Origin of the sequence: Cellulomonas sp. URHD0024 (assembly GCF_000426185.1) — a bacterium.
In the GTDB taxonomy this organism is placed as follows: domain Bacteria; phylum Actinomycetota; class Actinomycetes; order Actinomycetales; family Cellulomonadaceae; genus Cellulomonas.
This window is the reverse complement of record NZ_AUEW01000014.1, coordinates 37,536-49,838: the sequence shown is the minus strand read 5'-3', so window position 1 is coordinate 49,838 and position 12,303 is coordinate 37,536. Positions and strand designations below refer to the sequence as shown.

The following is a 12,303-nucleotide window of genomic DNA, read 5'->3' as shown; positions in this document are numbered from 1 at the left end:
GGGCGTTCGGGCCTAGCGGCACTTGGGACAGGTGCGCACGCGTGAGGCCGTGACAGCGCGTCAGGAGCTCACAGCCGGCACAGGTGTCACAGGTGCCGCTAGGTTCGCGCGGCGACGGACGGGCGCTTGGCACCGAGTCGCGGGCCCGAGCCGACCCGGCGCGGGCGGCGCCGTGCGTCGGCGGGGCCCGCTAGACCGCGCTGTCCGCCGCCGACTGGTCGCGGACCAGGGTGGCTGCACCGCCCGAGCCGTCCAGCTCGATGGTGTCGCCGTCGGGAGCGATCACCTCGACGGGGTCGCCCAGGAGGCGCAGGATCCGCTGCTCGCAGGTCATCGCCTCGGGCGGTCCCGCCATCATCGTCGAGACCATCGGCCCGAACACCAACCTGGTGCCGACCAGCTCCCACGTACCGCGCACGCGGTTCACGCCCGCGTCGCCGTAGACCTGTCCGTCGCCGTCGAACGTCAGGAACGGCGCTGACCGCATCCCGGCCGCGACGTCAGCACCTTGAACCGCCGTGAACCGCCATGTCCCCGCGAGGTCGACCATCCGACGATCCTGCCACCGAACGGCTCAGCCGCGCGGCTGACGATCCGCCCAGGCCTCGAGGGTGACGCGGGGGCCGGTGTAGAACGGGATCTCCTCGCGGACGTGCCGGCGGGCGTCGGTGGCGCGCAGGTCGCGCATCAGGTCGACGATGCGGTGCAGCTCCGGCGCCTCGAACGCGAGGATCCACTCGTAGTCGCCGAGCGCGAACGCGGACACGGTGTTCGCGCGGACGTCGGCGTACCCGCGGGCGGCCTGCCCGTGCTCGACGAGCATGCGGCGGCGATCGTCCTCGGGGAGCACGTACCAGTCGTACGAGCGGACGAACGGGTAGACGCAGAGGTAGTCCCCGGCGGGCTCACCCGAGAGGAACGCGGGGACGTGCGACCGGTTGAACTCGGCCGGACGGTGCAGACCCACGACGGACCACACGGGCAGCAGGTGCCGGCCCAGTGCGCTGGCGCGGAACCGCTGGTAGGCACCCTGCACCTCCTCGACCGTCTCGGCGTGCCACCAGACCATCAGGTCGGCGTCGGCCCGCAGACCGGCGACGTCGTACCAGCCACGGACGACCAGCCCGTCGTGGGACACGGCGGCCAGCGCGTCGGAGATCAGCTCGCCGCGCTCGCGGTCGCTCTCGGGCAGCACCTCTTCCAGGGCGAAGACGGTCCACATCGTGTAGCGGACGGTGGCGTTGATGGCTTCGGCGCTGTCATGCGTCATCGCAAGTTCTCCAACGGTTCAGAGGGTTGTTCACGCTCGGGGGTCCGACGAGCAGGCGGCGGGGATCCCGGTGGGCTGGCCGGCGCGCATGAGGCAGCAGCCGGGCGCGCAGACGTCGCGCACGGCCGGGAAGGTGCCGACGGCGACGGCCGGCTCAGGCACGAGTCCGGCGTCCAGGGCACGCGCGGCGGCGGCACGCTCGACCACCAGGTCCACCAGAGCGCGCACGAACGGCTCCCGGACGCCGACGGAGTCCGCGCGTACCGCGACGAGACCGAGCTCCGCGGCGGTGGCCAACGCCTCGGTGTCGAGGTCGAAGGCGACCTCCATGTGGTCCGAGACGAACCCGATCGGCGACAGGACGACGGCGGCGACGCCGTCGGCCGCCAGAGCCGTGAGGCGGTCGTTCACGTCGGGCTCCAGCCACGGCTGGCTCGGCGGACCCGAGCGCGAGCAGTAGGCGAGGTCCCAGCCGACGGGGTGCCCGAGCCGGGCGGACGCTCCGGCCGCGACCAGGGCCGCGACGTCGAGGTGCTGCGCGCGGTAGGAGGCGCCCGACACCGCGGACGCCTCCTCCATCGTGTCCGGGATCGAGTGCGTGACGAAGACCAGCCGTGCGTCCGAGGGCACGGTCGCGTATGCCTCGACGACGGCGTCGATGTTCGCTTCGACGAACCCCGGGTGGTTGAAGTACGAGTGCACCTTGTCGACGACGAGCGGGTGCGTCGCCAGCCCGAGGTCGTCGGCCAGCTCGTCCAACGACGCCCAGAGGTTCTCCCGGTACTGGCGGCACCCGGAGTACGACGAGTACGCGCTGGTCACGAGCGCGAGGACCCGCTGCGCACCGTCCGCGTGGGCGGCTGCGAGCGCGTCCTTGGTGTACGGCGTCCAGTTGCGGTTGCCCCACAGGACCGGCAGGTCGATCCCGCGGCGGGCGAGCTCCTCGGCGAGTGCGCGCTGCAGGGCCACGTTCTGGCCGTTGATCGGGCTGGCGCCCCCGAAGTGGTGGTAGTGCTCGGCGACGACGGCCAGTCGTTCGTCGGGGATGTTCTTGCCGGCGGTCACGTTGCGCAGGAACGGCAGGACGTCGTCGGGACCATCGGGTCCGCCGAACGAGAACAGCAGCAGCGCGTCGTAGGGGGCGACGGGACTGGCGGCGTTCGAGGACGAGCTCGGGCTCACGGCAGTGTCAGGGGCCACCGCTCGATCATCCCACCGGCCCGATGGGCCGCTGGACGCGGACGGCCCGGCCCGGGCGTGAGATGGATGACACGCGTTGTCAGAATCACTCGGCGGCCGCTCTCAGCGGGACCACAGGGCGTGGCGAGCACGATGGCCGGCATGGACATGGCGAAAGTGCGCAGGGCATTCGCGTACGGCGGGGCGTTGTCGATCACGCCGTACCTGGTCATCAAGGTGTGCTGGGTGATCGGTGCACTCCTGGGGCTGCTGCCCGTCGACCCGGGATTCACGCTGGCCTCGTGGGTCGCGCTCAACATCGTGACGATCGTGCTCGCGTCCGGAGGCATCGTGCTGTGCCTCGCGATGGCGCAGCCCTGGGGCGCCCGCGTACCGGCCGCGCCCGTGCTCACGTTCGCGTGGGTCGGCGCCGGTTTCCTCGTGTCGATGATGCCGTACCTGCTGGTCACCAGCGTGCTGGGTGGCTCCGGGGAGGGCCGCGCGACGCAGGACACGGGACCCGGCATGCCCGCCTGGGAGGCCGGACTGATCGAAGTCAGCTTCGCCGGTCTCGCCCTCGGCATCGCCGTCGCGCTGCCGCTCTACCTCCGTGCGCGCTGGCCCGTGGCCTTCGTCGGCAGGCTGCGCGAGCGACCCGCGACACCCCTGAGCGCACGCGGCCGGGCGGCCGTGGTGGCTGCTGCCGCGGTGGCCGTCGTCGACGTCTACTGGACCGTCGGCGGCACACTCGGGCTGGACCATCCGGACGCTCGCGCGACGGACTGGCGGCTCATGTCGGCCACCACCGCCATCTGGGCGGGCACAGCTGCCTGGTCGGCCTGGGCCATGAGCCGTTCCCGGCCCGGGCGGCTGCCGGTCTGGGTCCCGTTCCTGGCCACCTGGGTGGGGTCCGGGATGCTCTTCGCCTGGAGCGCCTGGAAGCTGCCCTTCACGGCGTACCTCGCGACGACGCCCGACGCCGAGGTGGTGTGGCCCGAGGACCTCGGCGTCGTGGCGGTCCGGTTCACCATCGGTCTCGTGGCCGGCCTGCTCCTGCTGAGCGCGGCGCTCGAGACCTATCGCTCCCGGTCCGCCCTCACCCCTTCACCGCTCCCCCGAGCCCTGCACCACGCAGGAACATCCGCTGGAAGACCAGGAACAGCACGATCGGGATGAGTGTCGAGATGGCCAGGGCTGCCATGAGCACGCCCTTGTCCGTGGTCGACTCGATGGACGGCAGGCGGACGGACAAGGGCTGCAGGTCCGGGTTGCTGAGCACGAGGAACGGCCAGAGGAAGTCCTTCCAGGACGCGATGACGGCGAACACCGACACGACCCCGATGATCGGCTTGCTCATGGGCAGCACGATCGACCAGAACAGCCGGAACGGTCCCGCGCCGTCGACGCGCGCAGCCTCGAAGATCTCGCGTGGCAGGTTGTCGAAGAACCTCGCGACCAGCACCACGTTGAACGCGCTCGCCCCGGCCGGCAACCAGACCCCGAAGTAGTTGTTGATCAGGTTCAGGTGCAGGATCGGCGTGTTCAGGATGGTCAGGTAGAGCGGGACCAGCAGGACGACGGCCGGGACGAAGAGCGTCGCGAGCACGGCCGACTGCAGCGCCTTGGCGTAACGCGGTCGGAGCACCGAGATCAGGAACCCGCCCGTCGTGGCGACGAGCACCTGCATGAACCAGGAGCCGGCCGCCAGCACGATCGTGTTGACGAAGTACTTGCGGATGTTGACCGTGAACCAGGCCTCGTGGAGGTTGTTCCAGTCGACACCGTGGGGAAAGATCGCCAGCGGTGTGCGGATGATGTCCTGCGTCGGCGTGATGGCGAACTTGGCCAGCAGCAGGAGCGGTCCGACGCAGGCGACGACCAGCAGGACCAACAGGATCACCTGGGAGGTCCCGAGGGTCGTGCGCACCGACGCCCGACGCCAGTCCGAGCTCGAGACGGCGTGCCGGTCCTCTTCGTCGGACCGCTTCTTCGTGCGACGAAGAGCGCCGGCCAGGATCGCACTGGGTGCTGCCGCGGACGCCTGTCCCGTCGCTGCACCCACGGACGGCAGCGGCTCCTCGGTCGAGGGCGGGGTGTCGGATGTCGTCGTCACGAGGTGCTCCAACGGCGAGTGAGGCGGAAGTAGAGGATGGACAGGACCGCCAGGAACACGGCGAGGAGCAGCGACAACGCCGTCGCCTCGCCGTACCGGCCGCCGAGGCTCGTACCGAACGCGTACTTGTAGATGAGCAGCAGGACGGTGACCGTGGAGTTCGCAGGACCGCCACCGGTGAACAGGAACGGCTCGAGGAACACCTGCGCGGTCCCGATGATCTGGAGGATCAAGGTGATGAACAGGATCCCGCGCAGCTGCGGAAGCAGGACGTGCCAGAGCTTGCGCCAGATGCCCGCGCCGTCGACCTCGGCGGCGTCGTAGAGCTCGGGGGGCACGGCCGTGAGGGCGGCGAGGTAGATGATCACGGTCCCGCCCGCGGCGGCCCAGGTGGCCTCCAGCACCAGCGACGGCATGGCCATCGTGATGCTCGAGAGCCATGGCTGCGGTCCGATGCCGAACCAACCGAGGATCACGTTGAACACGCCCTCGGGGCGCGGGTCGTAGAAGAACTTCCACAGCAGCACCGCGACGACCGGGGGAACCACGACGGGGAGGTACGCGAGTGCGGAGTACCAGCCCTTCATGCGCCGGACCTCGCTCATCAGCACGGCGGCGAGGAGCGGGACGGGGTAGCCGAAGATCAGCGCGAGGATCGCGAACCAGATGGTGTTCCGCACGGCCGTCGGGAGCAGGGGATCCGCGAAGACCCGCTCGAAGTTCTGCAACCCGACCCACGACGTCTCGTACAGGTTGGTCTTCTGGAAGCTCATCACCACGGCACGGAAGATCGGCAGCCAGGAGAAGACCGCGAAGATCACCAGCATCGGGAGCGCGAAGACGAGGGCACTGAGCCCCCCGCCGCGGACCCACGTGACGGGGGTGCGAACCCTCCGGCGGTTCGGGGCGACGACGGTGTCGTCCGTGGTCATGCGATTGTCCGTTCTTCGAAGGCGACGATGCCGGGCGGCCCGTGCCCGGCGCGAGGACGATCTCGCGCCGGGCACCGATCCGTCAGCCCTGGTCGAGCAGTGCCTGGTCCTGCGTGTTGGCGTCCTTGAGCAGAGCGTCGATGTCGGCGTTCTGGTCGGTCAGGACAGCCTGCACGATCGGGAACAGCAGCGCGTAGGTTTCCTGCGTCGACGCGCTGATCTCGGGGAAGTTGGGCTGTGTGAACATGACGTCCGTGTAGCCCTTCATGTCGTCGAGCGGGACGTTGATGTAGTCCTTGACCCAGTCGAGCGCCGTGGCGTACTGCTCCTTGCTGAAGATCGGCAGCACCGGTGTGCCGACGGCCTGCTTGGCCTCGTTGCGGGTCTTGGCGTCGGCGACGGCCTGCTCCTGGTCGAGGCTCTTGGCCAGGTACCAGAAGTCGATCCACTTGATCGCCGCGTCCTTCTGCGCGTCGCTCGACTGCTTGGTGACCGCCGCGAGCGTGCCACCCGTCAGGGCGCCACCCTTGCCGTCGGTCGGGATCGCGGTCAGGCCGTAGCCCCAGTCGGGGGTGACGCCGTTGTTCTCGACGAGCGCGTTGTAGACGTCCGAGCCGGAGGTGTACATCGCGATCTCACCGGCTGCGAACGCCTGGTTGATCTCGCCCCAGCCCATGTCGACACGCGGCAGGATCGAGTTGTCCGTGAACCGCATGTCGTGCAGGAGCTGCAGCTGCGCCTTGACGGTGGGGTCGGCCAGGTTGGCCTTGTACTTGTCGCCGTCCTGGGTCTGCACCGTGCCGCCGCGCGAGTTGGCACCGGCGACGAGCTGCCAGCCACCCGCGTTGTCGAGCGCCATCATCCCGTAGCCGGCGACGCCGGTCTTGTCGTGGATCGTCTTGGCGTCCTCGCGGACCTCGGTCCACGTCGTCGGCGGCTTGTCAGGGTCGAGGCCGGCCTGCGTGAAGAGCTTGCGGTTGTAGTGCAGCGCCACGCCGTAGATGGACTTGGCCGGGATCGCGTAGACGTCCCCGTCGCTGCCCGTGCCGGCCTCGAGGAGCGCCGGATTGAACTGGTCGGCGTACGGGAGCTGCTTGAACTGGTCGTTGATGTCGGCCAGCTGGTCGTTCTCGATCAGCGTCTTGGCATCGGTCAGCGGGATCTCGAAGACGTTCGGCAGCGTGCCACCGGCGAGCTGCGTGGTGAACGTCGACGCGAGCCAGTTGTACTCCTGCGGCTTCACCGTGATGTTCGGGTACTTCACCTCGAACGCCGCGACGCGCTCGTTGAGCTGGGAGACGGCGTCGGCCTCGGCGCCCGGCTTGAGCCCGGCGACCGTGATGGTCACCTTCTCGTCGCCGGTTGCGGATGCGGACGTACCGTCGCTGGAGTCGTCGTTCGAGCTGCACGCGGCCAGCAGGCCGAGGGACAGCACACCGGCCATGGCGAGCGCGGTGGTGCGTGAGGACCTCATCGTCACTCCTTCGGGAGATTGTCCGTACCCGGCAGGGTGCCGGGTCGGGTGGTGCGGACGGGCTGGAACAAATCGGGGGCGGTGTCAGGGTCGAGCCGTGCGCAACCACGCAGCGGTGTCGCGTGGGAGCAGCCCTGCCACGAGCGGCGCGCTCGTCAGCAGGATGTCGGTGTGGGCGGGCAGAGGTGCGGGCGCATCGCCCAGGTTGACGACGCACACGAGGTCGCCGCGGGCGAACGCGAGCACGTCGTCGGAGGTGTCGAGCGGGTCGAGCCAGCTCAACGGCCCGTCACCCAGAGTGGGCTCGGAGCGGCGTAGCGCGAGCACGTCGCGGTACAGGTGCAGCGTCGACGTGTGGTCCGACTCCTGTCCCTCGACGGTGAGCGCACTCCAGTCGGCGGGCTGCGGGAGCCAGGGCTCCGCGGTCGCGCCGTCAGGACTGAACCCGAACGGGGCGGACGTCCCGGACCAGGGCAGCGGCACACGGCAGCCGTCCCGGCCGGGGTCGACGCCCTCGGATCGGAAGTGCATGGGGTCCTGCAACAGCTCGAGCGGCAGGTCCTCCACCTCGGGCAGGCCCAGCTCGTCGCCCTGGAAGATGTACAGGGAGCCCGGGAGGGCCGCGGTGAGCATCGCGGCGGCACGTGCGCGACGCAGGCCGACGGCCAGGTCGGTCTTCGTGCCGAATCGCTTCGCCGTGAAGGCGAACGAGCTGTCCTCCCGCCCGTAGCGGGTGACGGGACGCGTGACGTCGTGGTTGGACAGGACCCAGGTGGCCGGCGCCCCGACCGGGCCGTGCGCCGCCAGGGTCAGCTCGATCGACTCCCGGAACTGCTTGGCGTCCCACGGACGCGCCATGAAGTCGAAGTTGAAGGCCGTGTGCATCTCGTCGGGACGCAGGTACAGCGCGAACCGCTCGGTGTCCCGCAACCAGACCTCGCCGACGAGGACCCGGGTGCCGGGGTAGGAGTCGGCGACCGCACGCCAGCTGCGGTAGACGTCGTGCAGCTCGTCGCGGTCGACGTGCGGGTGCTCGCCGGGACCCGGGTGCTCCGGGACCTCCGGCAGCGCCGGGTCCTTGATGAGCAGGGCGGCCGAGTCGATCCGGATGCCGGCAACGCCGCGGTCGAACCAGAAGCGCAGCACGTCCTCGAACTCCACGACGACGTCCGGGTGCGACCAGTTGACGTCCGGCTGCGCCGGCGCGAACAGGTGCAGATACCACTCGCCCGGGGTGCCGTCGGGGTTCGTCGTCCGCGTCCAGGTGCTGCCCTGGAAGTCCGAGACCCAGTGGGTCGGGATCTGGTCGCCGTTCTCACCCTTGCCGGGGTGGAACCAGAAGCGTGCCCGCTCCGGCGAACCGGGTCCGGAGGCGAGGGCCGCCTGGAACCAGGCGTGCTGGTCGGAGACGTGGTTGGGCACGACGTCGATGATCGTGCGGATGCCCAGCGCGAGGGCCTCGTCGATCAGCCGTTCCGCCTGGGCGAGCGTGCCGAACGCGGGGTCGATGGCCCGGTAGTCCGCGACGTCGTAGCCGCCGTCGGCCAGCGGGGAGACGTACCACGGGGTCACCCAGATCGCGTCGACGCCGAGGTCACGCAGGTAGGGCAGGCGCAGCCGCAGTCCCTCGAGGTCCCCGGTCCCGTCACCGTTCCCGTCGGCGAAGCTGCGCGGGTAGACCTGGTAGATCACCGCACCGCGCCACCACTGTGGGTCGGTCTCGGGTTGAGGCTGCGTCACTGCGGTCTCATCTCTCATGTGCCGTCGCTACGTCATCGTCGCGAGATGGACACTAAAGGACTCGACTGAAAGTACGCAAGAACCTGACAGAGTAGTTATCGAAGCGTGACCAAAGGGACGGTGATACTTGATCGACGACGGGCTGCCGTTCACTGTGCAGGACGCGAGCACGAGCACGAGCCCCCCGCCGCCGGAGGGCGACGAGGGGCTCAGGGTGAAGCGCTCCACCGCGGAGACGTCGTGCCGGGCGCACCACTGCGGGTCGTCGTCGCACACCGACGACGACGCTCGCACCAGGAGGTCACGAAGGCAGCACGACTCTGCGTCTAGACGGGGACGACCTGGCGGGCGCGAGCGGGGCCGGTCGACCCGCGCACCACGAGCTCGGGCTCGAAGAGCAGCTCGTCGTGCGGGACCACGGCTCCGTGGATCTGGCTGACGAGGAGGTCGATGGCCGCCCGTCCCATCGGTTCGATCGGCTGGCGGACCGTGGTCAGCGGGGGCTCGGTACAGCTCATGAACGCCGAGTCGTCGTAGCCGACCACCGACACGTCGTCCGGCACGTTCAGGCCGGCGCGACGCGCCGCACGGATGACGCCGAGGGCGAGCGGGTCGCTCGCGCAGACGATGCCGGTCACGCCCTCGCGCAGCAGTCGGTTGCCGGCGGCCTGCCCGCTCTCGAGGGAGTAGGCGCTGCGGACCACCTGGTTCTCGGTCAGCTCGAGGCCCAGACGCCGCATGATCACCTGGGCCGCGCGCAGCTTGCGCTCGGACGGGACGTGGTCGACCGGCCCCAGGACCAGGCCGATCGTCGTGTGCCCGAGCGACGCCAGGTGCCCGATGGCCTGCTCGATCGCCACCTCGTCGTCGCACGACACCCGGGGGAACGGAAGCTCCCCGATGGAGGCGTTGATGAGGACGACCGGCAGGTTGCGACCGGTCAGCCGCTCGTAGTGGTCGTGCGTGGCGTCGCGCTGGGCGTAGTGACCCCCCGCGAACACGATGCCCGAGACCTGCTGCCCCAGGAGGAGCTCGACGTAGTCGGCCTCGGACACGCCGCCCGCCGTCTGGGTGCACAGCACCGGTGTGAAACCTTGCTGAGCGAGCGCTCCGCCGACGACCTCGGCAAACGCCGGGAAGATCGGGTTCTGCAGCTCGGGGAGCACAAGCCCGACCAGCCGGGCGCGCTCACCGCGGAGCTTGGTCGGCCGTTCGTAGCCGAGGACGTCGAGCGCGGTCAGCACCGCCTCGCGAGTGGACTCGGACACTCCGGGCTTGCCGTTGAGCACTCTGCTCACGGTGGCTTCGGAGACACCGACCTTGCGCGCTACCTCTGCGAGTCGCCGTGACATGCGCGTCATCGTACGCGCCCTCGCGCAAACCGCTTGCATGTCGTTGCAAGCCGATGCGCCCTCGCAAGATCACCCGGATGCGCGGTCCCGTCAACATGCGCCCTGCGCGGTCCCCTTCTACCGTCGGAGCCGCCCGTAGCCCCGAGCCAGAAGGCTTCTCCGTGCCGACGACCGATCGCCCGCCGCCGAGCCGGCGACCGCTCGCCCGCCGATACCGCCTCGTGGACCGGCTGGGCCGCGGCGCATCGGGCGAGGTGTTCCGGGCGTGGGACGAGAGACTCCACCGCTCGGTCGCGCTCAAGCTCTTCCAGATCGGCGACGCACGGCCTGAGGAGATCCGGCGATACGCGGACGAGGCCCGTGTGCTGTCGTCGCTGGCCTACCCGAGCCTGGTCGCCCTGCTCGACGTGGGCGCGGACATGCTGCCAGACATCGGTCCGGTCGCCTTCCTCGTCATGGAGCTCGTCGACGGCCCGACGCTGCGCGACACGATCGCCGCCGGAGCGCTCGCCCCCGAGGTGACCGCCGACGTCGGACGGCAGCTCGCCCTCGCACTCGGGCACGCGCACGGCGCGGGGGTGGTGCACCGGGACGTCAAGCCGTCGAACGTCCTCGTGGCCGCCGACCGCAGTCCGACCGGGGCCGTCGATGCACCCGCACTCCCGGTCGTCCTCGCGGACTTCGGCATCGCCGTGTCGGCGACCGCCGGTCCCGGGACCCCCCGCGGCTGGTCGGGCACGGCCAGCTACCAGAGCCCCGAGCAGGCCCTCGGGGCGCCCGCGGGCCCCGCCAGCGACGTCTACTCGCTCGGCCTGGTGCTGCTCGAGTGCCTCACGGGGAAGCGTGCGTACCCGGGCACGCCCCTGGCCAGCGGCCTCGCCCGACTGCTGGACCCGCCCGAGCTCCCCCCGCACCTGGGTCGTGACTGGACCCGGCTGCTGCGGGCCATGACGGCACCCGAACCGGCGGCACGTCCAGCGACCGCCGCAATAGCCGCCGAGCTGCGGGCGCTCCGCGCCTGAACCTCAGGCCGGGTCGGGGATGCCGGCCTGCGCCGCGCGCAGCTTGTCGGTCAGTGTCCGCAGCGTCGCGAGCTCCTCGGCGTCGAGAGCACCCCCCACGAGACGGCGGATCGACTGCACGTGGCGATAGCCGATCTCGCGCTGCACACGAGCGCCCTCGTCGGTCAGCCGCACCGCCACCCCGCGGGCGTCGCCTTCGACCGGCCCTCGCGCGACGAGCCCGGCAGCCTCGAGACGCTCGACGAGCCGGGACAGGCTCGGCTGGGTCAACAGGCTCTCCTCCCCCAGCTCCTTGAGGCGCGCGGTCCGGTCCGCGCAGCCGGAGAGCGTGAAGAGCACGTCGTACTCGCGGATCGTCAGGGGGCCCCACACGTCGTCGCGCTGGAAGCGGCGCATCAGCGCGACCTGGGCCCGGAACAAGGACTCCCACGCCTGGGCCGCCTCGCGCGCGCCGGGGAGCTCGGCCGGGTCGCGTGCGTCCTCCGTCGCGCCGTCAGTGGTCAGGTGCTCCGTCACCGTGCTCCCTCTCCGTGTCCATGCGTACGTATGGAGTGCCAACCGGATCCGGCTCGTCGGTGTTCCACCCAGGCGCGTCCCCTGGCGTACGGGCCTTCACGACGAGCCTGCCGATACGGTGGGGCGATGAGCACCGAGGCGGCACAGCGCACCACCTACCTCCTGGTGGACGGCGAGAACATCGACGCCACGCTCGGATCCTCCATCCTCGGCGGGCGACCGACCCCCGAGCAGCGTCCGCGCTGGGAGCGCGTGCTGACGTTCGCCCAGCAGACCTGGGACCAACCGGTCAAGGCGCTCTTCTTCCTCAACGCGTCCAACGGCTCGCTCCCCATGTCGTTCGTGCAGGCGCTGCTGGCCATCGGGTTCCAGCCGATCCCGCTGTCCGGTGAGTCGTACGAGAAGGTCGTGGACATCGGCATCAAGCGCACGCTCGAGGCCATCGCCGGCCGCGGCGGCGACGTCCTGCTGGCCAGCCACGACGGTGACTTCGCGCCCGAGCTCGAGGTCCTCGTCGACGACGACGCACGCCGGGTCGGCCTGCTCGCGTTCCGGGAGTTCACCAGCACCCAGCTTGCCGCGCTCACCGCCAAGGGACTGTCGACCTTCGACCTCGAGGGTGACGTGGCCGCGTTCAACGTCCAGCTGCCCCGCCTGAGGATCATCCCGCTCGACGAGTTCGACCCGCTGCGCTACCTCTGACCG

General features: G+C 70.4%; 12 protein-coding genes. 3 read left to right on the top strand and 9 right to left on the bottom strand.

What is annotated here, in order from left to right; genetic code table 11:
- Positions 1-190: 190 nt before the first annotated feature.
- From I847_RS23935 to I847_RS0114845, 3 genes are read right to left on the bottom strand one after another with little or no spacing between them, the layout of a single operon-like run.
- Positions 191-550: an META domain-containing protein gene (locus tag I847_RS23935; RefSeq protein ID WP_034610470.1), complete on the bottom strand. Its 360-nt coding sequence runs from the start codon at positions 548-550 to the stop codon at positions 191-193.
- 24 nt (positions 551-574) lie between these two features.
- Positions 575-1,270 (bottom strand): hydrogen peroxide-dependent heme synthase, encoded by a 696-nt coding sequence (hemQ, locus tag I847_RS0114850; protein WP_028050328.1) that lies wholly within the window; start codon positions 1,268-1,270, stop codon positions 575-577.
- Positions 1,271-1,300: 30 nt separating this feature from the next.
- The gene (locus I847_RS0114845; protein ID WP_028050327.1) at positions 1,301-2,470 is read right to left on the bottom strand and encodes a ferrochelatase; all 1,170 of its coding nucleotides are present in this window, start codon (positions 2,468-2,470) and stop codon (positions 1,301-1,303) included.
- Positions 2,471-2,611: 141 nt separating this feature from the next.
- On the opposite strand from I847_RS0114845, the gene I847_RS23930 reads away from it, so the two are divergent.
- Positions 2,612-3,625: a hypothetical protein gene (locus tag I847_RS23930; protein WP_051274938.1), complete on the top strand. Its 1,014-nt coding sequence runs from the start codon at positions 2,612-2,614 to the stop codon at positions 3,623-3,625.
- Here the strand turns inward: I847_RS23930 and I847_RS0114835 are convergent.
- The 5 genes from I847_RS0114835 to I847_RS0114815 form a co-directional block, all read right to left on the bottom strand.
- Positions 3,546-4,562, bottom strand: coding sequence for a carbohydrate ABC transporter permease (locus I847_RS0114835; protein ID WP_081680975.1), 1,017 nt, complete (start codon positions 4,560-4,562; stop codon positions 3,546-3,548). The genes I847_RS23930 and I847_RS0114835 overlap by 80 nt on opposite strands.
- Positions 4,559-5,494 (bottom strand): carbohydrate ABC transporter permease, encoded by a 936-nt coding sequence (locus tag I847_RS0114830; protein WP_028050325.1) that lies wholly within the window; start codon positions 5,492-5,494, stop codon positions 4,559-4,561. The genes I847_RS0114835 and I847_RS0114830 overlap by 4 nt, the downstream gene beginning before the upstream one ends.
- 82 nt (positions 5,495-5,576) lie before the next feature.
- Entirely contained in the window at positions 5,577-6,968 is a 1,392-nt protein-coding gene (locus I847_RS0114825; RefSeq protein ID WP_028050324.1) for an ABC transporter substrate-binding protein, read from the bottom strand.
- 84 nt (positions 6,969-7,052) lie between these two features.
- Positions 7,053-8,726, bottom strand: coding sequence for a glycoside hydrolase family 13 protein (locus I847_RS0114820; RefSeq protein ID WP_051274937.1), 1,674 nt, complete (start codon positions 8,724-8,726; stop codon positions 7,053-7,055).
- Positions 8,727-9,034: 308 nt separating this feature from the next.
- A complete protein-coding gene (locus I847_RS0114815) occupies positions 9,035-10,060 on the bottom strand; it encodes a LacI family DNA-binding transcriptional regulator (protein ID WP_028050322.1) in 1,026 nt (341 codons plus the stop codon).
- Positions 10,061-10,221: 161 nt separating this feature from the next.
- On the opposite strand from I847_RS0114815, the gene I847_RS0114810 reads away from it, so the two are divergent.
- Positions 10,222-11,082 carry a serine/threonine-protein kinase gene (locus I847_RS0114810; protein ID WP_028050321.1) on the top strand — a complete coding sequence of 287 codons (861 nt, stop codon included), beginning with the start codon at positions 10,222-10,224 and terminating at the stop codon, positions 11,080-11,082.
- A 3-nt stretch (positions 11,083-11,085) separates the two neighbouring features.
- Here the strand turns inward: I847_RS0114810 and I847_RS23925 are convergent, their stop codons facing one another.
- Positions 11,086-11,586: a MarR family winged helix-turn-helix transcriptional regulator gene (locus I847_RS23925; protein ID WP_369751742.1), complete on the bottom strand. Its 501-nt coding sequence runs from the start codon at positions 11,584-11,586 to the stop codon at positions 11,086-11,088.
- Positions 11,587-11,724: 138 nt separating this feature from the next.
- On the opposite strand from I847_RS23925, the gene I847_RS0114800 reads away from it, so the two are divergent.
- Positions 11,725-12,300, top strand: coding sequence for an NYN domain-containing protein (locus tag I847_RS0114800; protein WP_028050320.1), 576 nt, complete (start codon positions 11,725-11,727; stop codon positions 12,298-12,300).
- Positions 12,301-12,303: the final 3 nt, after the last annotated feature.